The organism is Saccharopolyspora ipomoeae (genome assembly GCF_029952525.1).
Classification (GTDB): Bacteria; Actinomycetota; Actinomycetes; order Mycobacteriales; family Pseudonocardiaceae; genus Saccharopolyspora; species Saccharopolyspora ipomoeae.
Genome location: NZ_JASAOF010000013.1, coordinates 145,756 through 167,687 on the forward strand (window position 1 = coordinate 145,756; position 21,932 = coordinate 167,687).

Annotated in this window: 16 protein-coding genes, 2 tRNA genes and 1 riboswitch; of the genes, 9 read left to right on the forward strand and 9 right to left on the reverse strand. The window is 70.8% G+C overall.

All coding sequences use genetic code 11. The annotated features are described in order from the left end of the window. Positions 1-65: 65 nt before the first annotated feature. The 4 genes from QFW96_RS19855 to QFW96_RS19870 all read right to left on the reverse strand — a co-directional run bounded on the left by QFW96_RS19855 (position 66) and on the right by QFW96_RS19870 (position 10,180). Entirely contained in the window at positions 66-1,463 is a 1,398-nt protein-coding gene (locus QFW96_RS19855) for a DHA2 family efflux MFS transporter permease subunit (protein WP_281457191.1), read from the reverse strand. Then, positions 1,463-1,651: an MbtH family protein gene (locus QFW96_RS19860; RefSeq protein WP_093424246.1), complete on the reverse strand. Its 189-nt coding sequence runs from the start codon at positions 1,649-1,651 to the stop codon at positions 1,463-1,465. Before QFW96_RS19860 ends, QFW96_RS19855 begins: the two co-directional genes overlap by 1 nt. Positions 1,652-1,685: 34 nt before the next feature. Beyond that, positions 1,686-8,735 (reverse strand): amino acid adenylation domain-containing protein, encoded by a 7,050-nt coding sequence (locus tag QFW96_RS19865; RefSeq protein ID WP_281457192.1) that lies wholly within the window; start codon positions 8,733-8,735, stop codon positions 1,686-1,688. A gap of 92 nt (positions 8,736-8,827) precedes the next feature. Next, on the reverse strand, positions 8,828-10,180 hold the full coding sequence (locus tag QFW96_RS19870; RefSeq protein ID WP_281457193.1) for a GNAT family N-acetyltransferase: 1,353 nt from the start codon (positions 10,178-10,180) through the stop codon (positions 8,828-8,830). A gap of 304 nt (positions 10,181-10,484) precedes the next feature. On the opposite strand from QFW96_RS19870, the gene QFW96_RS19875 reads away from it, so the two are divergent. The 3 genes from QFW96_RS19875 (at position 10,485) to QFW96_RS19885 (ending at position 13,064) form a co-directional block, all read left to right on the forward strand. Beyond that, a complete protein-coding gene (locus QFW96_RS19875; RefSeq protein WP_281457194.1) occupies positions 10,485-11,420 on the forward strand; it encodes a hypothetical protein in 936 nt (311 codons plus the stop codon). A 34-nt stretch (positions 11,421-11,454) separates the two neighbouring features. Then, a complete protein-coding gene (locus QFW96_RS19880; RefSeq protein WP_281457195.1) occupies positions 11,455-11,847 on the forward strand; it encodes a hypothetical protein in 393 nt (130 codons plus the stop codon). Positions 11,848-11,945: 98 nt separating this feature from the next. Beyond that, positions 11,946-13,064 carry a polysaccharide pyruvyl transferase family protein gene (locus tag QFW96_RS19885; protein WP_281457196.1) on the forward strand — a complete coding sequence of 373 codons (1,119 nt, stop codon included), beginning with the start codon at positions 11,946-11,948 and terminating at the stop codon, positions 13,062-13,064. Here QFW96_RS19885 and QFW96_RS19890 read toward each other — a convergent pair. The 4 genes from QFW96_RS19890 to QFW96_RS19905 all read right to left on the reverse strand — a co-directional run bounded on the left by QFW96_RS19890 (position 13,055) and on the right by QFW96_RS19905 (position 15,507). Then, complete coding sequence (locus QFW96_RS19890; RefSeq protein ID WP_281457197.1) at positions 13,055-13,315, reverse strand: hypothetical protein; 261 nt, start codon at positions 13,313-13,315, stop codon at positions 13,055-13,057. The two genes, QFW96_RS19885 and QFW96_RS19890, sit on opposite strands and share 10 nt — an antisense overlap. Positions 13,316-13,536: 221 nt before the next feature. Then, complete coding sequence (tenA, locus tag QFW96_RS19895) at positions 13,537-14,247, reverse strand: thiaminase II (RefSeq protein WP_281457198.1); 711 nt, start codon at positions 14,245-14,247, stop codon at positions 13,537-13,539. 102 nt (positions 14,248-14,349) lie between these two features. Next, positions 14,350-15,147 carry a bifunctional hydroxymethylpyrimidine kinase/phosphomethylpyrimidine kinase gene (gene thiD, locus QFW96_RS19900; protein WP_281457199.1) on the reverse strand — a complete coding sequence of 266 codons (798 nt, stop codon included), beginning with the start codon at positions 15,145-15,147 and terminating at the stop codon, positions 14,350-14,352. Continuing rightward, positions 15,135-15,229, reverse strand: a riboswitch (TPP riboswitch). (Overlaps the previous gene by 13 nt.) A gap of 41 nt (positions 15,230-15,270) precedes the next feature. Then, complete coding sequence (locus QFW96_RS19905; protein ID WP_281457200.1) at positions 15,271-15,507, reverse strand: hypothetical protein; 237 nt, start codon at positions 15,505-15,507, stop codon at positions 15,271-15,273. A 174-nt stretch (positions 15,508-15,681) separates the two neighbouring features. On the opposite strand from QFW96_RS19905, the gene QFW96_RS19910 reads away from it, so the two are divergent. From QFW96_RS19910 to QFW96_RS19930, 5 genes are all read left to right on the forward strand, one after another. Beyond that, a complete protein-coding gene (locus QFW96_RS19910) occupies positions 15,682-16,422 on the forward strand; it encodes a hypothetical protein (RefSeq protein WP_281457201.1) in 741 nt (246 codons plus the stop codon). 251 nt (positions 16,423-16,673) lie between these two features. Continuing rightward, positions 16,674-16,871, forward strand: a complete 198-nt coding sequence (locus QFW96_RS19915) for a hypothetical protein (RefSeq protein ID WP_281457209.1) — start codon at positions 16,674-16,676, stop codon at positions 16,869-16,871. Between the two features lie 175 nt (positions 16,872-17,046). Continuing rightward, the gene (locus QFW96_RS19920) at positions 17,047-18,684 is read left to right on the forward strand and encodes an AMP-binding protein (RefSeq protein ID WP_343231394.1); all 1,638 of its coding nucleotides are present in this window, start codon (positions 17,047-17,049) and stop codon (positions 18,682-18,684) included. A 63-nt stretch (positions 18,685-18,747) separates the two neighbouring features. Then, on the forward strand, positions 18,748-19,389 hold the full coding sequence (gene orn / locus QFW96_RS19925) for an oligoribonuclease (protein WP_281457202.1): 642 nt from the start codon (positions 18,748-18,750) through the stop codon (positions 19,387-19,389). 123 nt (positions 19,390-19,512) lie between these two features. After that, positions 19,513-19,585 (forward strand) — tRNA-His (locus tag QFW96_RS19930). 607 nt (positions 19,586-20,192) lie between these two features. On the opposite strand, the gene QFW96_RS19935 is transcribed toward QFW96_RS19930, so the two are convergent. After that, positions 20,193-21,311 (reverse strand): L,D-transpeptidase, encoded by a 1,119-nt coding sequence (locus tag QFW96_RS19935; protein ID WP_281457203.1) that lies wholly within the window; start codon positions 21,309-21,311, stop codon positions 20,193-20,195. 347 nt (positions 21,312-21,658) lie between these two features. On the opposite strand from QFW96_RS19935, the gene QFW96_RS19940 reads away from it, so the two are divergent. Further along, positions 21,659-21,731: transfer RNA gene (locus QFW96_RS19940), tRNA-Lys, on the forward strand. Positions 21,732-21,932: the final 201 nt, after the last annotated feature.

The following is a 21,932-nucleotide window of genomic DNA, read 5'->3' on the forward strand; positions in this document are numbered from 1 at the left end:
AGGCTAGCCTAACCATAGATCGGAAGAATGTCTTCCCCGTGGTGGCTCAGATCTCTCGCGTCTTCTCAGCGCCCCGCCGCGACCGGTTCCCGTTGCGGCGCCACGACTTCCGTGACCCGCAAGGCGAGCAGAACACCGACGATCGCGAATCCGGCGGAGGTCAGCATCGCCAGGTGGTAGGAACCCAGGCCCGGTCCCGAAGCGGCGAGAACGCTGGCCGTGATGGCCACGCCCAGCGCCGAACCGACCTGCCGCTGCACGTTGAACAGCGTCGAAGCGCCGCCGGTGGCGGCCTTGTCGATGGTGCTGAACGCGATCACCTGGAGCTCGGCCGTGGCCGCCCCGACGAAGAACCCGGACGCCAGCTGGACGAACGCGGCCATCCACGCGTCGTGCGGCCCGATGAGGTTCATCATCGCGAACGAGGCCGCCGCGCCCAGCATCGCCACCGCGATCAGCAACCGCGGCCCGAACCTGCGGTGCGCCCAGGCGACCAGCTGCGAGGCGATCATCAGCCCGACCGCCTTCGGCAGCGTCACCAGGCCCGTCTCCCACGCCGAGGCGCCCAGCTCCACCTGGTACATCAGGGTGAACCCGTAGAGGGTGCCGAGGAATCCGACCAGGCAGGTGAACAGGATCAGGCTCGCCCGGCGGAAGTGGTCGTCGGCGAACAACCGCAGGTCCAGCATCGGGTGCTCGGCGCGCAGCTGGGACCGCACCAGCAGGCCCAGCAACACGAGCCCGGCGGCGCCGGCGCCCCAGCTCAGCACCGCCGAAGTACCGCTGGCGATGCCTTCGAGGCTGAACACGACCAGCCCGAGACCCGGTGCGGCGAGCGCGAATCCGCGCAGGTCGAAGCGCTTGTCGGGAGCTTCCACGTGCTCTCGCAGCAGCAGCGCGCCGAAGACCAGCGCTGCCAGGCCGATCGGCAGGTTCACGAAGAAGCCCCACCGCCAGGTCAGGTGCTCGACGAAGAACCCGCCCAGCACCGGCCCCAGCGCGGGTGCGACCGCCGTGGGCAGCAGCAGAACCCGGGACAGCCGGATCCGCTCCGCGGGCGGGTAGGCGCGGAACAGCAGCGTCAGCGCGACCGGGCTCATCACGCCGCCGCCCGCGCCTTGCAGGACGCGCGCCAGGGTCAGCTGCGTCAGGTCGCCGGAGATCCCGCACAGCGCCGAGGCGAGCACGAACGTCCCGAACGCCGCCAGGAACACGCGTTTCGTGCCGAAGCGGTCGCCGAGCCAGCCCGACACCGGGATGCACACCGCGAGGCTCACGAGGTAGCCGACGTTGACCGCCGACGCCGCGCTCGCCGACACCGAGAACTCGTCGACCAGCGCGGGCAGCGCCACGTTGACGATGGTGGCGTCCATGCCGTTCATGAACATCGCCGCGACGTAGCAGACGCACACCGCGACCTGCGGGTTCACCCGCCGCCCGGCGGTGACCATCAGGGGGGCCATCAGCGGGCCGGCCGCATGTCGGTCCAGTGGACCTCGATGTGGTCGACGCAGGACTGCCGGTCGGTCGGCCCGTGCGCGACGGTCCAGCCGGCCGGCACCTCGATCGCGGCCGGCCACAGCGAGTACTGGTCCTGATCGTTGATCAGGGCGTAGTACTGCGCGTCCGGATCCTCGAACGGGTTGGTCATCGGTTCGTTCCTCCTCGCGTTCGCCCTCGCCCGGTCACCCGTCGAGCGCGTCGAGCGCGTCGAGCGATTCCTGCACGATCGCTGCGATCTCGGCCAGCGGTTCCGGCTGAGTCATGTCCTTGTGCTCGCAGGCGATGTCGTGGTGGATCACGGCACCGTCCACGTAGGGCTGCCACATGGCGCTGGTCAGCGACTCCTTCGCCGGGTTCACGGTGGCGTAGAAGAACAGCACGTCACCCCGGAACCGGTCGTGCTCGGCGGTGTTCTCCAGGACCGCGCAGTTGGCGAAGTTGTCGATGATGGCGGTGACGCTGTGCTCCTCCAGGTTCGCCAGCGCGCTGCCCTCGGCCGAGAGGACCTCCAGCACGTATTCGCGGGTCAGCGTCCCGTCGCGGAGCTCGGAGAGGTCGTATCCGGCCATGTAGAGCAGGGCCCGCAGCGCCTCCTCCTCGGTGGGCAGCACGTCCCAGACGTCCTTGGGGTAGGAGTCGAGCATGCACAGGAAGCGCACCTCCTCGCCCTGGGCCTGCAGCTGGGTGCTCATCTCGTGGGCGACCACGCCGCCGAAGGACCAGCCCAAGAAGTGGTACGGCCCGTGGGGCTGCACCGCGCGGACGTGCTCCAGGTACTCGGCGGCCATCTCGGCGAGGCTGCCCGCCACCGGCGCCGGCTCGGCCAACCCGCGGGTCTGGATGCCGTAGATCGGCCGCTCGTCGTCGATCAGCTTGAGCAGCCCGGAGAACGGCCAGGCCAGACCGGCCGCCGGGTGCACGCAGAACAGCGGCGGCTCGGCGCCGCTGGTGCGCAGCGGGAGCAGGATCTCCAGCGCGTCGCGGCCCCCGCCGGTGCGCAGGCGCTCGGCGAGCCCGGCCACGCTGGGCGCGGCGAACAGGCTGCCGACGTTGACCTTGATGCCCAGCGCGTCGCGGATCCGCCCGATGAGCTTGGCCGCGAGCAGCGAGTGCCCGCCCAGGTCGAAGAACCCGTCGTGCACGCCGACCCTGGGCAGGCCCAGGACCTCGGCGAACAGCCCGCAGAGGATCTCCTCGGTGGGGTTGCGCGGCATGTCGTTGCCGACCGCCTCGGCCAGGTCGGGCGCGGGCAGCGCGCGGCGGTCGAGCTTGCCGTTGGGCAGCAGCGGCAGCGCGTCGACGAACACCACGGCCGCCGGGACCATGTAGTCGGGCAGCTCCTCACCCACGTGCCTGCGCAACTCGGCCGCGTCGGAGTCACCGACGACGTAGGCCACCAGCCGCTTGTCACCGGGGGTGTCCTCGCGGACCACGGCGGCGACCTGCGAGACGTCGGCGTGCTGAGCCAGCACCGCCTCGACCTCGCCGAGCTCGATGCGGAAACCGCGGATCTTGACCTGGTCGTCGGCGCGGCCGGCGAAGTCCAAGGTCCCGTCGGCGCGCCAGCGCACCAGGTCGCCGGTGCGGTACATGCGGGCGCCGGGTTCGCCGAACGGGTCGGCGACGAAGCGCTCGGCGGTCAGCCCGGCCCGGTTGAGGTAGCCGCGGGCGAGCCCGAGCCCGGAGACGTAGAGCTCGCCGACGACCCCGGGCGGGCAGGGCTGCAGCCGCTCGTCGAGGACGTGGACGCGAGCGCCCGGGTCGGGCACGCCGATCGGCACCGAGCTCGACACCGCGTCCGGGTCGCAGTCCCACAGCGTGGTGTTGACGGTGGCCTCGGTCGGTCCGTAGCAGTTGAGCATCGGCCGGTCCCGGCCCCAGCGCTGCACCAGGTCGGAGGGCACCTTCTCGGCGCCGCACAGCAGCGTCGCGTTCTCCGGCAGCCGCACGTCGGTGGGGAACATGCCCATCATCGACGGCCCGATCGCCAGGTGCGTGACCTCGTGGCGCCGCGCGTACTCGGCCAGCGCCTCGCCGGGGACGCGCAGGTCGGAGGGCACGACGACGAGGGTTCCGCCGCTGAGCAGGCCCATGCACATCTCCCAGAACGCCACGTCGAAGCTCGGCGAGGCGAACTGCAGCACCCGGCTGTCGGGGGTGATGCCGACGCGGCGGGTCTGGGTGGCCAGCAGCTTGCCAATGCCGCTGTGGGCCACGATCACGCCCTTGGGCGTACCGGTGGAGCCGGAGGTGTAGATGACGTAGGCGGCGTCGTCGAGCTCGGGTTCCGGCAGCCGCGGGTCGCCCTCGGGGCGGTCGGCGTGGTGCACCAGCGTCGTGGGCAGGTCCGCGTCGAGGTCGTCGGTGAGCACCAGCCGCGGCCGGGCGTCGTCGACCATGTGCCGCAGGCGTTCCGGCGGGTACTCGGGGTCGAGCGCGAGGTAGGCGGCTCCGGCGTGCATCGCCGCGAGCAGGCCGATGATCAGCTCGGCCGAGCGCGGCAGCATCACGCCGACGATGTCGCCCGGCCCGGCACCCCGCTCCACCAGCAGCTTCGCCTGCTCGGTGACGCGCTCGCGCAGCTGCCGGTAGGTGAGCTCGGTGTCGGCGAAGACCAGCGCGGTCTTGTCCGGCGCGGCTTCGGCGCGCTCGGCGAGCAGCTGCGGGAAGGTGCCCGCGGGCCCGACGTCGCCGGTCGCGTCGCCCCAGGCCAGGACCTGCTTGCGGGTCCGGTCGCCGAGCACGTCGAGCCGCCCGATGGGCGTGTCCGGTGCGGCGACGGCGGATTCGAGCAACATCACGAACCGGTCGACCAGCGATTCGACCGTGCGCTCGGTGAACAGGTCGGTGCTGTACTGCACCAGTCCGCTGACGTCGCCGTGAGCGCTCTCATGGAGGCTGAAGGCCAGGTCGAACTTCGCCGCTCCCGCCGGGATCGTGTCCACGGAGGTCTCGATCCCGGGCAGGTCGGCGCGCACCGAGTCGGCGGCGCCCCAGTACGCCAGCATCACCTGGAACAGCGGGTGGCGGGCCAGCGAGCGCGTCGGGTTGAGCAGTTCGGCGAGCCGCTCGAAGGGCAGCTCGGCGTTGTCGAAGGCTGCGAGGTCGGTCTGGCGCACCCGGTCCAGCAGCTCGGCGAAGGTCGGGTCGCCGGAGGTGTCGGTGCGCAGCACGAGGCTGTTGACGAAGAACCCGACGAGGTCGTCGAGCCGGTCGTCGGCGCGTCCGGCCACGGGCGAGCCGATCGGGACGTCGGTGCCGGCGCCCATCCTGGTCAGCAGCGCGGCGAGCGCGGTCTGCAGCACCATGAACGCGCTGGCCTGGTGCTCGGCGGCCAGGTCCCGCAGTCGGCGGTGCAGGTCGGCGTCGAGGCTGAAGCGCACGGACTCGCCGCGGTGGCTGGACGCGGCCGGGCGCGGGTAGTCGGTGGGCAGCTCCAGCTGGTCGGGCAGGTCGGCGAGGGCCTGCTTCCAGAACTCCAGCTGCCGGGCGGCCACACCGCCCGGGTCGGCCTCGTCGCCGAGGAGTTCGCGCTGCCACAGCGCGTAGTCCACGTACTGCACCGGCAGCGGTTCCCACTGCGGCGCCGCACCGTTCAGCCGCGCGGCGTAGGCGACCGACAGGTCGTGCACCAGCGGGCGCACCGACCACTCGTCGCCCGCGACGTGGTGCAGCAGCACCAGCAGCGCGGTCCGGTCGCCGTCGCGGAACAGCTCGGTGCGGATCGGCGCCTCGGTGGCCAGGTCGAATCCTCGCCGCGCCGCCTCGGCCAGCGCGGAGTCCACATCGGACACATCGGTGACGTTCAGCTCCGGCACGTGGTCGCCGACCTGCTGGCGGGGCTCGCCGAGGGTGTCGGGGAACGTGGTCCGCAGGCTCTCGTGCCGGGCGACGACGTCGCCGAGCGCGGCGCGCAGCGCGGCCACGTCGGGCTCGGTGCTCATCCGCAGCACCAGCGGCATGTTGTAGGTGGCGCTGGGGCCTTCGAGCCGGTTGAGGAACCACAGCCGCTGCTGGGCGAACGAGAGCGGCACCTCGTCGGGGCGTTGCACCGGGCGCAGTTCGGGTTGGGCGTCGCCGGAAACCCGCAGCCGCTCGGACAGTTCCGCGACGGTCGGGTGGTCGAAGAGGGTGCGGATGCCGAGCTCGGCGCCGAGTTCGGCGCGCACCCGGGTCAGCAACCGGGTCGCCAGCAGCGAGTGCCCGCCGAGCTCGAAGAAGCCGTCGTCGACCCCGACCTCCTCCACGCCCAGCACCTCGCCGAACAACCGGCACAGCACCCGCTCGGCGTGGGTGCGCGGTTCCCTGCCGCCACCGGAGACCTCCGGCGCGGGCAGCGCCTCGGCGTCGAGCTTCCCGTTGGCGGTCAACGGGATCTCGTCGACGTCGACGAACGCGGCCGGGACCATGTAGGAGGGCAGCCGGTCGGCGAGGTGGGCGCGCAGCGACGCCGGGTCCGCCCCGCCGACGGTGTAGCCGACCAGCCGCCGGTCGCCGGGGACGTCCTCGCGCAGCACGACCGCGGCCTGCTTGACCTGCGGGTGCACGGCCAGGTTGGCCTCGATCTCACCGAGTTCGATGCGGAACCCGCGCACCTTGACCTGCTGGTCGGCGCGGCCCATGAACTCGATGGCCCCGTCGGGCCGCCAGCGCCCGAGGTCGCCGGAGCGGTACATCCGCGAGCCGGGCTCGCCGAACGGGTCGGCGACGAACCGCTGCGCGGTCAGCCCGCGCCGCCCCAGGTACCCGCGCGCCAATCCCGCACCGGCCACGTACATCTCGCCGGTCACGCCGGGCGGGACCGGCTGCAGCCGCGAATCCAGCAGGTAGACCCGCAGATCCGGGATTCCCCGCCCGATGACGCTGCCGTCGCGGCGGGCCACCAGGTCGGCGTCGAGCTCGACGTAGGAGACGTGCACGGTGGTCTCGGTGATCCCGTACATGTTGATCAGCTTGGGCGACTCGGGATGCCGTCGGTACCAGTCGTCCAACCTGGACAGTTCCAGCGCCTCGCCGCCGAAGACGACGTAGCGCAGCGCCAGCTCGGCGCCCGGGTTCTCCCGATCGGCCTGGCTGAGCTGGTAGAACGCCGAGGGCGTCTGGTTGAGCACGGTGACCCGCTCGCGCCGCAGCAGCTCCAGGAACTCCTCCGGCGAGCGGCTGACCTCGTGCGGCACCACGACGAGCCTGCCGCCGTGCAGCAGCGCTCCCCACAGCTCCCACACCGAGAAGTCGAAGGCGTAGGAGTGGAACAGCGTCCACACGTCGTCGCCGGTGAACCCGAACCACGGGTCGGTGGCCGAGAACAGCCGCACCACGTTCTGGTGCGGGATCGCCACGCCCTTGGGCTGCCCGGTCGAGCCCGAGGTGTAGATGACGTAGGCGGCGTGCTCGCTGGTCAGCGGCCCGCGCTCGCCGGGCTTGGGGTTGCGCTGGGAGTGCCGCACGATCTCGGCGATGGCGGTCCCGTCGTCGAGCAGCACGCGGGTGATGCCCTCGGGCAGCCGGTCGGCGTGCTCGCGGTTGCTGATGAGCATGGTCGGCTGAGCGTCGCCGACGATGTAGGCGATCCGCTCGGCCGGGTGCCCGGGGTCCAGCGGCAGGTAGGCGGCTCCGGCTTTGAGCACGGCCAGCAGCGACACCACGAGCTCGGTCGAGCGCGGCAGCGCCAGCGCCACCAGCTGCTCGGGCCCGACGCCGTGGTCGATGAGGTGGTGCGCGAGCTGGTTGGCGCGCGCGTCGAGCTCGCCGTAGGTCAGGGACGCGCCCCGGAAGGTCACCGCGACCGAGTCGGGGGTTCGCTGCGCCTGCTCCTCGAACAGCTGCGGCAGCGTCGCCGGTTCGGCCTCGGCGAAGCCCGGCACCGGCGCGTTCCACTCGTCGAGGATGCGGGTGCGCTCGTCGCGGGTGAGCAGCTCGACGCCGCCGACCGGGGTGTCGCCGGCGGCGTCGGCGAAGGTGTCGAGGAACCGCAGGAACCGCTCGCGGTGCGCGGCCAGCTCCTCGGCGGTGTAGCGGTCGGGGTTGGCGTCGAACTCGAAGCGCAGCTCGTCGCCCTCGGTGCGGACGAGCACGCTGAGGTCGTCGACGGGCCCGGCGGCGACGTTGTGCACCTTCCCGGGCGCCCCGGCGAAGTCGAGGTCGTAGTCGAAGGACTTGATGTTGATCATCGGTCCGAACAGGGTCCGGTCCGAACCGAGCAGCATCAGGTCCCGGCGCAGCTGCTCGCTGCGGTGTCGCTGGTGCTTGCGCAGGTCCCGCACGGCCTTGGCGACCTGCGCGATCAGCTCGTCGCGGGTGGTGCCGGCGTCGACCCGCAGCCGCAGCGGCAGGACGTTGACGACCATGCCGGGCACGCGCAGCGCCACCGAGCCCATCCGGCCCATCACCGGCAGGCCCAGCACGACGTCGTTCGCCCCGGTCATCCGGTGCAGGTAGGCGCCGAAGGCGGCGATCAGCGCGTCCGGCCAGATCGTGCGCGCCTCCTCGGCGGCCGCGCCCAGCGCCTCCAGCGAGGAGGCGGCGGCGAGCTGCCGGTGGAAGGTGCGCGCGGTGGGCCGCGAGCGCTCGGTGAGGGTGACCACGTCGGGGTCGTCGGCGAAGCGCTCGCGCCAGTAGGTGGCGTCGCGCTCGGCCTTCGGCGAGGCCAGGTACTCCTGCTCGTCGTCGACGAGCTCCGCCAGGCCCGCGAACGGCGACTCGCCCGGCTGCTCACCGGCTACGAGCGCGCTGTAGACCTCGGCGACGCGGCGCAGGATGATCGAGAACCCGTACCCGTCCACGGCCACGTGGTGGATGCGCTGGTACCACCACCAGCGCCGCTCCCCCAGCCTGCACAGCGCCGCGGTCCACAACCGGCCGCCGTCGCCCTGCCCCCGGGTGAGGTCGACGGGCGCGTCCAGGTCGGCGCGGATCCACTCCTCGGCGCGGGCGTCCGGATCGGCCTCGCCGGAGAAGTCCAGCACCGGCAGCTCGACTGCGCCGAGCTCGTCGACGACCTGCTGCGGGCCCTCACCGTCGTCGACGACCCGGATCCGCAGCGTCTCGGCCTCGGCGACCGCGGTGCGCAGGGCTTCGGCGAACAGCTCCGGGTCGATCTCCGCCTCGATCTCCACGCGCTCGGCGGTGTTGAAGATCGGGTTGGCGTGGTCGAGTTGTTGGGCGAACCAGATCCCGGCCTGCGCCGCGGACAGCGGCAACTGGTGCGGCAACTGGTCAGCTCGCGACGGCATTGCTCTCCCCACGATCAACAAGATAAGTAAGGCTAACCTTAGTCAAGATTCGATCGGGAGTACACCCGCACACCGGACCGCCTGACGTGGGGCTACTCACCCGGGCGTGCGAACACCATCAACGCGGAGTTCTTGTTCGGCAAACCGACCTCGGCCGCGTGCGCGAAGCCCGCCTTGCCGAACGCGCCCACCGACGCTCCATTGTGGACATTTGGTTCGGCGACGACGTTCCGGCACGCCGGGTCCGCCGCGAGCAGTCCCCGCGCGACCGCGCCGAGCAGTTCCGAGCCCACACCCTTGCCGATCGCGTCCGGCTCGCCGATCGCGATGTGCGCGCCGAGGTCGTGCGGCGCGTGCGAGTAGCAGCGCGCCAGCTTGTCCCGCTGCACCCGGTAGAGCTCCAGGTAGCCGATGTCGCGCCCGTCGCGCGCCACCACGCACGGCACCGAGTGCTCCCCGGCCAGCTGGGTGGCGAGCTCGTCGCGCCACCGCTCCAGCGGCCAGTCCTGGTTCCAGTTGACCGCGACGTGCTCGCGGTTCATCCAGCGGTGCACCAGCGCGACGTCCGCACCGCCGTCCTCGCCGGTGATCGCCACCGGTCGCAGCGACCAGCCCTCGCCCAGCTCCGGCAGCGGCACCCCGGGCACGTCAGCGGGCTGGTCGAGCCGCAGCGGGTTGCGGTGCTCGAAGGGAACCGGCCGCACCCGCACCGCACCCGTCTCGTCGCGGTACCGCAGCTGCGAGCCGTTGAGCGCGGCGAGATCGGTCAGGGTCGGGCTGGTCAGCCAGTGCTCGACCAGCTCGGCGACCTGCGAGTGCTGCTCGGCGATCCCGCCGAGCCGCTTGGCCAGCTCGGCCAGCAGGTACTCCTCGTGCACCACGCCGCGCCGGCCCAGCAGGCCGATGACGACCAGCACGCCCCGGCTGAGCAGCCGCGCGGTGAGCCCACCCCGGTCGGTGCCGTCGAACGCGAGCACCTCCGGCAGCAGCCGCTCCTCGACGTGCCGGGTCAGCCAGCGCTGGGCTTCGGCGGCGTTGGACAGCTGACGGCCCACGGCCACCAGGTCGTCGCGCAGCGGCAGCGGATCCACCTCGCGACGCGGCAGGGCGTCCAGCAGCCAGTCGACGAGCGTGCCGGACTCCGGCCGGTTGATCGGCGCCTCGGCGCGCGAGCGCGCCCGCGCGTCGGCCGAGCAGGCGGCGGCCAGCAGCGCCGGGTCCGCCGAGACCAGCGTCCGGCCCTCGGCGTCGAGCACGCCGATCGAACCGAACCCGTGCGCACCCGTCGGGGAGTCGTAGACGACGTCCACGTGCAGCGACAGCGATCCGATGGTCAGCCGCAGCGGACCCTCGGCGACCGGCGTGTGCGTCTCGGCCAGCCAACGCCGCAGCAGCACCGAGGCCCGTTGGTGCTGTCGCCCGACCAGGTCGGCTCCGTGAGACACGCCGCGCTCCCCTCCATCTGTGAACATCTTTGTAAGCGGAGCCTAACCTAAGCACTTGATCGGGCGATAGAGCGTCGCCGCCGATCGCCGCGCGGCGGCAACGGCCGGGCGAGCCGATCACCCCGATTCCGGCGTGCACTGTGGACAGATCGGTGCCAACATCTCCGGACGCGGCAAGCCGACCAACACGATTGATCAACACCTGATCCGGTGATGATCGTTGTGTCTCGCTGGGCGTTGCCCGAACATCCGCCCTACTCTCCGAAGCATCGAATGGGCCTACCGTCCGGAGAGGAGATCACCCATGGATGACGCCGACGCAGTCGTGCCGCTCCGGCCGGGTTTCGACATCCAGGTCCGCGGTTTCAGCCGCCACCAGGTCATCGAGCACATCGAGCTCCTGGAAGACCAGCTGCGCATGGTCACCATCGATCGCAACGAAGCGGTCCGGCTCAACAACGACCTGCGCAAGCTCTGCGACGACACCCGCCGCAGCCTGGATCAAGCCGAGCAGCGCCTCAAGAGCATCGAATCCTCCGACACCGGTCTGCCGGCCGCCTCGCAGCGAGTGCAGAACATGCTCGCGATCGCCGAGGACGAGGTGCAGACCCTGCGCGATCAGGCCAAGCGCCAGGCCGAGATCATCCGCGGCACGGCGGAGACCGAGGCCCGCGCGCTGATCAGCGAAGCCGAGCAGGCCGCCTCCGAGCTCCGCGACGAGTGCAACGAGCTCGTCTCCGACGTCGAGTCGCGGCGCGCGAAGCTGCAGCGCGAGCACGAGCAGAAGCTCAGCGAGCAGCGCAGTCGCGAGTACCGGATGCGGCAGGAGATCCGCAACGAGTACAAGAAGGTCGTCACCGACGCCCAGGAGGAGTCCGACTCGCTGATCGCCGAGACCCGCAAGCAGTGCGGGCAGTGGGACGCCGAGTCGGAGCAGATGCGGCTGGAAGCCCTGGAGGAGATCCGCGTCGAGCGGATGCGGCTGGAGGAGCTGCGCTCCTCGGTGCTGCAGGCGATGGACGGCGCCAAGCGCGTCCTCGACGAGTCCGCCGCGAACCTGCGCAGCACGACCGACGCCCCCGTCGAGACCGACGGGTCGGTGGAGCCCGACGAGCACCGGCTCCAGCCCGTCACGCTGCCCGAGCAGCAACGCGACGACGTGCAGACCTACACGATCCCGATCGAGCCGCAGCACACCACCAACGGAGCCGCCCAGGCTCCCGGTGCGCGGCAGAACTGACAGCGCTCGGCAGAGCTGACCCCGGAGGCGGCTGGTGGAAATGCTGTTTCTGATGTTCGTGTGCGGTCTCGCGGTGGCCACGCTGGTGTTCTGGCCACTGCTCCACCGCGCGAACCGCAAGGCGGAAGCGTCCCAGCAGCCGGAGGCGGCCCCGCGCGGCAAGCACGCGCTGGGCGCCGCCGCGGCTCCGGGCGAGGAGACCGCGACGGCCGAGGCGTCCTCCGAGGGCGAGAAGACCGACCGCGAGGGCGAGCCCACCCAGCCGGTGAAGATCGACGAGGCGATCGCGCCGCAGCCGCGCGCGCCCGAGCCGATGGAGATGCCGGAGATCCCGACCGACATCTTCGAGGCCAGATACCAGGCCAAGTTCAACCGCTCCAAGCGCCGCCTGGAGCGCCTGCGCTCGGAGATCAGCAAGGCCGGCTGAACTGGCCGCGAGTCCGTGCGGTGCGAAGATGGTACGGGTGTCCCACCGGTTGCTAGGTTCGTGAGCGAACCGCGCAACCGATGGCTGGAGCCTCCTTGGTGAACACCCCGCACCGGATATACCTCGTCGCCACCACCGGTCACCCCAACTACGGCGACGAGCTGATCGCCGCGGCGTGGCTCAAGCACCTGGCGAAGGTCGCTCCGCGCAGCGAGATCTGGATCGACTGCCCCAACCCCGGGCCCAGCTCGGTGATGCTCTCCGACCTGCACCCCAACGTGCGCTTCACCGACACGTTCTGGCGGCTGTGCTGGGAGGCCCCCGAGGACGAGCCGTGGGCCGTGGCGGCGTTCGTGCAGCACGCGATCCACAACCCCGGACTGGCGCCGCGCTGGGTCGCCGGCATCGAGCTGGTCAGGCAGATGGACCTGTTCCACGTGATCGGCGGCGGCTTCATCAACGGCATCTGGCCCCGCCACATCGGCCTGCTCGCGGCCACCGCCGCGGCCGCGCACCGCTCCGGCGGTCGCGCGGTGATGACCGGCCAGGGCCTCTCCCCCGTCGCCGACGGGGGAGAACCGCTGCTGCGCAGCCTGGCCGACCAGTTCGAGGTCGTCGACGTCCGCGACGAGCCGTCGGCGGCGATGCTGGTCAACGCCTCCACCACCGGCGACGACATGTTCTTCGGCGTCGAGCCCGGCCTGTTCCGCACCGAGGACGACGACGTCCGCGAGGTCATGGTCTGCATGCAGTCGGACCTGCTGGACGAGACGGTCCCGGCGCTGGCCGGCTTCCTGCTCGACACGCTGCGCGAGTGGAAGGTCGACCCCGATCAGGTGGCGTTCGTGGAGGGCATCCCGCGCGCCGACCGGGAGGTCTTCGCGCTCGTCGAGCACGACCTGCCCGGAGCCCGGTTCCACGCCTTCGACGAGATCATGCGCGAGGGCCTGCCCGCCAAGCCCGGGCAGCGGTGGCTGTCGACCCGGTTCCACCTGCACCTGCTGGCCGCCGCGGCCGGGGCGAGCGGCGTCGCGGTGTCGATCAACTCCGGGTACTACACCAACAAGCACCGGTCGCTGATCGAGCGCGGTTCGGGCTGGCAGCTGAGCGAGGGCCTGGAGATCCCGGCGAGTCCGAGCGGGGGCGGGTTCAGCACCGCCGCGCTGCGCGAGCTGCAGCAGCGCAAGTCGGCGCTGGCCAGGACCATCTACGGCTGAGCGACCCGGTCCGGCTCGGCGTGAGCCGCGTCGACGGGCGCGTCCTCCGGCGTGCGGGCCTCCGGGATCTCGCACGCCGGACCTTCCTCGGGATCCGGCCAGATCCGGGGTGCCTCGGTGATCTCGGGCCCGAGCTCGGCCTTCTCGGGCTCGTCGGATTCGGTCTGGTTCCGGCGGTCGGCGATGTAGAACGGCGCGGCGGCCAGGATCGGGACCGACATGCCGATGAACACGATCAGAAGAGAACTCACTGCCCCGGGACTCCATCCACGCCTGAAGAACGACCGCCCCCTGAATGCCCAGCTCGAGCAGGGGTTTCGCCCTGGATGTCGCTGTGCTGGGCGCTTCGTTAACACCACAAGATCGTGACCTGCATCACAACATGAATCACGCTTTGGTGTTATCCGAAGAGGACGACGGCCCACCGCTCGCGATGAGCCGCCGTCAGCGTAACTGAGATGCGAATTCCTTGTCAGGCAAGGAATTTCGCGGTCGGCCAGGTCTCCTTGATCCACGCGCTGTTCCAGAACAGCCACTCGTACTCGGTCGCGCGGGCGAACGCGGCGAACATCTGCTCCCGCGTCGCCTCGTCGGCGCGCGCCGCGACCTTGTCGGTGAGCTCGCGCGCGGACAGCACCGCCTCCGCGAACTCGTCATCGGCGTAGGTGGTGATCCACGCCTTGTACGGGTGACCGTCGATGTCGCCGGTCGCGTCGAGGATCGTGCTGCCGACGTGCTGGTAGACCCAGAAGCACGGCAGGATCGCCGCTAGCAGCACCGGGTAGGACTCGGTCAGCGCGCAGGCCCGCAGGTAGGACGTGTAGCCCAGGCACGTCGGCGAGGTGTCGATCCCGGCGATCTCCTCGTCCGTCAGCCCGAACTCGGCGACGTAGCCGGCGTGCAGCCGGCGCTCCTCGATCAGCGCGCCCTGCGCGGCACCGGCCAGGAACGCCGCGTCCACGGCGTCGTCGGCGCGGGCCGCCGCGGCCGACAGCGCCTGCGCGAAGCCGACCAGGTAGCGGGCGTCCTGGACGATGTAGAAGGCGAAGACGTCCCGCTGCAGGCTGCCGTCGGCGAGCGCGACGTTGAACGGGTGCTCCTCGATCGCCTTCTGGAGTCCGGCGGTCCGGTCCCACGCCTCAGCGCAGAAACCCCCGGCAGGCGGTGCGGGCAAGGTGCTCATGAAAACCCTCGCAGAGATCGGTGGGTCCGGGAGTCGGACAGTTCTGGCCAGAACTGTCCATGATCGAAGTCCGAAATGTCCGGTCGATTATGGCTAGAACTGTCACCACCAGCGGTGGAAGTGGTGCACCGGACCGTGACCGCGGCCCACGTCGAGGCGTTCCGAGGCGCGCAGCGCGTCGGTGAGGTACTGCTTGGCCTCGCGAACGGCCTCCAGCCAATCCGCGCGCTGCGGGCGCAGCGCCGCGATCGCCGCCGAGAGCGTGCAGCCGGTGCCGTGATCGTTGGTGGTGGCCACCCGCTCGCTGCTGAGGAACTCGGCCAGCCCGTCGCCGTGGAGCAGGTCGACGCTGGTCTCCCCGTCCAGGTGACCGCCCTTGAGCAGCACCTGCTTGGCGCCCAGGCCCGCCAGCCGCTCGGCCTGCGCCGGCATCTCGTCGGGGCTGCCGATCTCGGACTCGCCGAGCAGGTCGGCCGCTTCCGGCAGGTTCGGCGTGATCAGGTCCACCCGCGGCAGCAGCACGTCGCGCAGCGCGCCGACGGCCTCCGGCGCCAGCAGCCGGTCGCCGCTCTTGGCGACCATGACCGGGTCGAGCACCACGAACCGCGGCGCGTAGCGCTCCAGCACGGCCGCGACGGCGCGGATGACCTCGGCGTTGGCCAGCATGCCGATCTTGACCGCGTCCACCCGGACGTCGTCGAGCAGCGTCACCAGCTGGTCGGTGATGAAGTCCGGCGGCACCTCCTGCACCCGGCTCACCCCGGTCGTGGTCTGCGCGACCAGCGCGGTGATCACCGACATGCCGTAGGCGCCGTTGGCGGAGAAGGCCTTGAGGTCGGCCTGGATACCGGCACCGCCGCTCGGATCGGTCCCGGCGATGGTCAGCACGTTGGGGGCCATGACGTCCCTCCGCTAGTACGAGCTAGGTCAGGTTCAACGGGTCTGTTCTCAGCCCCGGGCCGGGGCACCCCGCGTCACTGGCACCAACCTAACAACCGAGGGCAAGCCCCGGCCCCGCGCGGTTCAGTCGATCAACCCGAGCACCTGGCCGACGCTGAGCACCTCGCCCGCCCGCACCTGGTGCCACGCCGTGCCGGTGGCCAGCGCCCGCACCCTGATCCCGGGGCCGTCGGAGTCGGCCGGACGCAGCTCGGCCAGCGGCTGACCCGCCCGCACCCGGCTCCCGTCCGGCACCAGCCACCGCACGACCACCCACCGGTCCGGGCCGGGCCGCGCGCCCGGCAGGTGCAACTCGGTCATCTCGCGGCCCCCCGCCTCGCCGAGCGGTCAGGATGCGGCGAATGCCGCAGCGGATGAGCCCGCCGGCAGGAAAAGCCACCCCGATGGAGCAGTGCGATCGCGATCGATTTCACACCGTGAAAGCCCCCACCGGAAGGCAAGGTCACCCTTCGTCGAAGACTAAAGTGGAGGGCGATGGAAACCACGACCGATGCCCCAGGCTTCGCCCGCTCGCGCCGGCAGCGTCCTGCTCAGGACCCGGCGCAGATCTGGGCGCCGCTAGCGGACCTGACCGAGGCCGCCGTCGCGGCCGCCGGATCGGGGACGGTGGCGATCACCCGCGGATTCGACCGCAACAGCCGTCAGCGCGCCAAAGCGCTGCGCGAACTGCTGTCCCGGCGCGACGTGCCGGCGATCGAGGTCACGCCCGCCCCGGGCAGTGACCGGCTGCTGACCGACGTGGCGGTCAGCGCGGTGGTCAACCTGATCGGCGCCGGCTCGTGGCAGCCCTACCGGCTGGCCGCGCAGCTGCGCGCCCCGGTGCTGACCCCCAAGCCCGGCACCGAGCCGGGCGAGGAGGCCACCAGGGATGTCATCGCGCTGGCCGGCGAGGAGTCCGGCAAGCGGGACGTCGCGCTCTCGCACGTCGCGGTCCGCGGCGACAACCCGGCCGAGGGTCGGCTGACCGTGTCCTTCGACGGCTCCGAGCAGGTCATCGAGGGCGGCTGGCTGACCGCGACGGTCTCCGGCGACGCGCTGAGCGTGCAGTTCGGCGGCCAGGACCTGGCCGAGCAGGCGGTCACCACCGGCACGATCCGCGTCCAGGCCTCCGACGCACCGCACCGCCTGGTGCGCGACGAGCTGCCGATCGCTGACTTCGAAGGCGCGGTAGTGCTCTCCGCCGAGGAAGCCGGGCTGAAGGTTCGCCCGGTCTGACCAAATCTGACGCCGGACGGGTGTATCCGGCTAACAGCACCGACTCAGGGGCGATTCCCGTTGTGGGATCGCCCCTGAGTCGTGTCCGGGGTCGCGACCGGGGAACCGCAGGTCCGGACATGGCTCACAGCGTTTTCAGGTGATTTCGCCGCAGTGCCGTCATGCACGTCGGGCCGGCGCGTCCCTACACCGGAAGCGCGCAGCGCGCCGCTTCACCGCATCTGGCGGATCGGCACAGGGAGGCTGGGACTGTGGGGCCCAACCAGGAGTGGCACATCAGCTGCCGCGACGTCGCCGGACGGCGACAGGACATGTCGGTGTTCGTCAACCACGGCCGGGTCGTGATCGTGTCACCGCCCGGGGAGACGGCGGTGCTCTCACCGCTGGAGGTCGGCCGTCTGCGCGCGGCCCTGCGCGACGCGGTCGTCACCGCGGCGGGGACCGAGTAGGCCCCGACCCGGATCACTGGGGGTCGGCGCGGCGGGTAGAGGCTCCCCCCTCACCCGCCGCGCCGCCTACGTCGCGACCGCGGAATCGGGATACTCGACACGGAGGGCTTGGCCGGGAGGATTACTCACGGCACAATCTACTCCCGAGTAGGTTTCGCGGACGAGGGGTGACCGAGTGAGCTTTCTGCGGCGACTGCCGAGCTTTCTGACCAACCACGCCGCACCGGCCCTGCACACCTTGTTCGTGCTGGTCAAGCAGGGTGTGGTGCGACCGATGCGGCCCGACAGGCTGGTCCGCATCGCCCTGGCCTACCGCCGTTGGGGCATCACCCTGCCGCTCGGCTTCGCCGTCGGCGCCGCGCGCCACCCGGACCGACCGGCCGTGATCGACGAGCGCGGAGCGCTCAGCTACGCCGAGCTCGCCACCCGCACCACCCGGCTGGCCGCCGCGCTGCGCGACCGGGTGCCCGCCAAGACCCGCGTCGGCGTGCTCACCCGCAACCACCACGGGCCCGTCGAGGTCATCGTGGCCGCCGCCAAGCTCGGCGTCGACGTCGTGCTGCTCAACGTCGGGCTCAGCACCCGCCAGCTCGCCGACGTGCTCGCCGAGCAGAACGTCAGCCTGCTCGTCCTCGACGAGGAGTTCGCCGGGCACCTCCAGGACCTGCCCAGCGACCTCGACGTCGTCCTCGGCTGGGCCGACGGGCCCACCGAGCACCACACGCTCGACCACCTCATCGCCACCGAGCCCGCCACCAAGCTCCCGCGGCCACCGCGGCACTCGCGGCTGATCGTGCTCACCTCCGGCACCACCGGGACGCCCAAGGGCGCTCGCCGGCCCGACCCGCCGAGCCTCAACCCCGCGGGCGCGGTGTTCTCCCGCATCCCGCTGCGCGCCGGAGAGCGCGTCCTGCTCAGCGCGCCCCTGTTCCACACGTGGGCGATCGCCGGGTTCCAGCTCTCCGCCGTGCTCGGCGCGACGCTGGTGCTGCGCCGCAAGTTCGACGCCGTCGACACTCTGCGGACCGTGCAGCGGCACCGGGTCAGCGCCATGTTCGGCGTCCCGGTGATGCTGCAGCGGATCCTCGACCTGCCCGCCGAGGAGCGCGAGCGGTTCGACACCTCGTCGCTGCGCATCGTCGCCGCCAGCGGTTCCGCGCTGCCCGGTGACCTGGCCACCCGATTCCAGCGCGCCTTCGGCCCGGTGCTCTACAACCTCTACGGCTCCACCGAGGTCTCGTGGGTCAGCATCGCCACGCCCGCCGACCTGCGCGCCGCCCCGAGCTCGGCCGGGCGGCCGCCGCGCGGCACGCAGGTGCGCATCCTCGACGACAACGGCGAGCCGGTCCGCCGAGGCGAGACCGGGCGGATCTTCGCAGGCAACGACATGCTGTTCGACGGCTACACCAACGGCAACAGCCGGGAACGCCGCGACGGCCTCATGTCCACCGGCGACCTGGGACGATTCGACCGATCCGGACGCCTGTTCATCGCGGGCCGCGAGGACGACATGATCATCTCCGGCGGCGAGAACGTCTACCCCAAGGAGACCGAGGACGCCATCACCAGGCTCGACGAGGTGGCCGAGGCCGCCGTCATCGGCGTCGACGACGCCGACTTCGGCCAGCGCCTGGCCGCGTTCGTCGTGCCCCGCGAGAAGGGCGCCCTCGACGCCGACCAGGTCCGCGACCACGTGCGCGGGTGCGTCTCGAAGTTCGCCGTCCCGCGCGATGTGATCTTCCTCGACGAACTCCCCCGCAACCCCACCGGCAAGGTCGTCCCCCGCGAACTGCGAACCCACCTCGACGAATAGCCGAGGTACCGATCAAGACACTCTTCCCGCGGCCCGGGGGTCGCGGGAGTTAGGCTGCGTCGAGTGAATGACCGTCTAGTGTGGATCGACTGCGAAATGACCGGGCTGGAGCTCGGCAAGGACGCGTTGATCGAAATCGCCGCCCTGGTCACCGACGCCGACCTCAACATCCTCGGCGACGGCGTCGACATCGTCATCCACGCCGATGACGACGCCCTCGCCGGGATGCCCGAAGTCGTGCGCGACATGCACGCGCGCTCCGGGCTCACCGACGAGGTCCGCGCCTCCCAGGTGACCCTCGCCGAGGCCGAGCAGCAGGTCCTGGAGTACATCCGGCAGTACGTGCCCGACGTGCGCTCCGCACCGCTGGCCGGCAACTCCATCGCCACCGACCGCGGGTTCATCGCCCGCGACATGCCGCAGCTCGACGCCCACCTGCACTACCGGATGGTCGACGTCTCCTCCGTCAAGGAGCTCTGCAAGCGCTGGTACCCGCGCATCTACTACGCGCAGCCGGAGAAGGGACTCGCCCACCGCGCCCTGGCCGACATCCGCGAATCCATCCGCGAACTGGCCTACTACCGGCGCACCGCGTTCGTCCCGCACCCCGGCCCCAGCAGCGAGCAGGCCCAGGCCGTCGCCGCCGAACTCCTCAGCGACAACGAAGGGGTCAGCGGGAGCACCAAGGCCCGCGAGCAGTCCTGAGACTGCCGCTGAGCTGCTCGGACGCGAAAACCGGAGCCGGTGGAAAACCCCTCGCGGGCACACGCTAGGATGGTTCTCGTTGCTCCGGACGGGGCCCGGCAGGGCGCGGTCCGAGCGGCCGAGGTGGGTGTAGCTCAGTCGGTAGAGCACTGGGTTGTGGTCCCAGGTGTCGCGGGTTCGATTCCCGTCACTCACCCTAGAGAAAATTGCAGTTCAAAAACTCCGGCCGACTGCCAAACGGGCAGTCGGCCGGAGTTTTTTGGTTCTGCCACGTCCGATTCCGGGAGCGGAATGGGTTCCAGCAGCTCGTCGAGCGAGGTACGGCTCCCGCACCTCCTCCGGGCCTGCCAGGACCGGTCGTCAGGGCTCACGTCCCACGTTCTCCGCTCGCACCGGGGCCCGGTCGCTGGCGCGGCGATCGCCGAGAGCGATTCACCTGACACGGGCATCCGAGTGGCAGGAGCACCGCGCACGCCGTACCTCTGGACGGCGCAAGAACTCGAATCCAGCTGGAAGGGAATCGAAGCAATGCGCCTTCGCGCCACACTCGCTGCCGTAACGCTCGCCGGCGCCGCTGTTCTCGGCATGGCCGGGAGCGCCGCCGCCCAAGACGACGACGACCCCGTTTGCGACTTCGCTGAACCCGGCACTGCTCTCTACATCGCCTGCGAAGACGGAGACGACTGACGGCACGGCCCGCTCCGGCGCACGGCGGCGCCGTGCGCGGCGAGCTTCCATCCGGGGCGGGCAAAGAGAAAGCGACTGCGTCATTCGCCTGACGCAGTCGCTTTGCTCTGGTTCTCTTACTTGTTGCCCTTCTTCCACTGTTCCCAGGGGACTTGCCAGTCTCCGAAGCCGTCCCAGGAGCGCAGGTCCGGGCCGCCCGAGTTGGTGATCTCGACCACGTCGCCCTTCTTGAGCAGGTTGAAGATCCACTCGGCGTTCTCGTTGCTCATGTTGATGCAACCGTGGCTGACGTTGCGGTGCCCCTGGTCGGCGACCGACCACGGGGCCGCGTGCAGGAACTCGCCGCCGTTGGAGATGCGGACAGCCCACTCGACCTCGGTCTGGTAGCCACCGGCTTCCAGCGGCAGGCCGTAGGTCGTGGAGTCCATCATCTTCTTGCGGTGGTGCTCGGTCACCACGTGGATGCCGTTGTTCGACGGGAACTCCGGCTTGCCCAGCGCCACCGGCATGGTCCGGATGACCTGGCCGTTCTTCTCGACGCTCATCTGGTGCGACGCGCCGTCGGCCTTGAGCACCACGCGGTCGCCGATGGTGATGGTGGCCTCGCGGTCCTCCTCACCCCACAGACCCGGGCCGAACTCGTGGCCGTAGGCGTTGACGTCGATCGAGATCTTCGTGCCCGCCTGCCAGTAGTCCTTCGGCCGCCAGTGCACCTCGCGGCTGTTGAACCAGTAGAACGCGCCCTCCACGGCCGGTTCGGTCGCGATCTTGATCGCTTCCTCGGCCTTCGCCTTGTCCGGCGCGGGTGCGTCCTTGCTGAACCGGAACACCAGCGGCTGCCCGACACCCACGGTCTCGCCGTCCAGCGGGATCATCGAGACGTAGGTCTGCGACTTCGGCTGAACCGTCGTGAACGTCGACTGCTGCGTGATCGCAGGCCCCTCGCCCTGCGCCGTCACCGCCAGCGTGTACGTCTTGCCGTACCCGGCCTTCTCCGTCGACGTCCAGCTCACGCCGTCCGGAGAGATCTGACCGGGCACCTCCTTCCCGTCGGAGTTCGTCAGCTTCGCGTTGACGATCTTGCCGCGGCTGACCTTCGCCGTCACCGGGTCCAGCGGTGACACGTCCTTGGTCCCGTTCTGCGGTGCGAACTGGACCACCGGGGCCTGCGGCCCCTGCTCCTCCTCGGCTGCCGCTCCCCCGCCGCCGCTGCACCCGGCGACCAGCAAACCCACCAGCCCGACGACCAGCCCAGCCGTCGGACGGCCAACCCGCGAGAAAAACCCGACCGGGTTACACCTTCCAGTCATTGGCAACTATCCGTCCCGTCACAAAGCACACCTGCGCCTCACGACCAGTGTGCCGTAATCGCCCGACCGTGCGTGCAGCGACCGGGTCCCCACGCAGTGTCATATTCCGCAGGTCCTCGGCCGCTCATCACACCCCTCCGGAGGACGCGCGTCGGCCTCCCGGGTTGCGGCCGCGATCCGGGGTGCCCCCCTGCCGGAGGACCCGCGCACAGCCGTGCTAGAGTTTTCGACGTCGCCAGGGAGACCGGACGGAAACCCCGGAGGACACGCCAGCGCCAATAGCTCAACTGGCAGAGCAGCTGACTCTTAATCAGCGGGTTCGGGGTTCGAGTCCCTGTTGGCGCACAGCAGCGAAAAGGCCCGCCTTCCCGGCGGGCCTTTTTCGTTTTCCGATCCGCCGAATTGTGCCCCAGAACACGAATCGGACCTGCTGCGCAGGCCGTTCCGAGCCCGTGCTAATCTTTTTCGCGTTGCCGGGGAGACCCGGCGAGGCCAGCGCCAATAGCTCAACTGGCAGAGCAGCTGACTCTTAATCAGCGGGTTCGG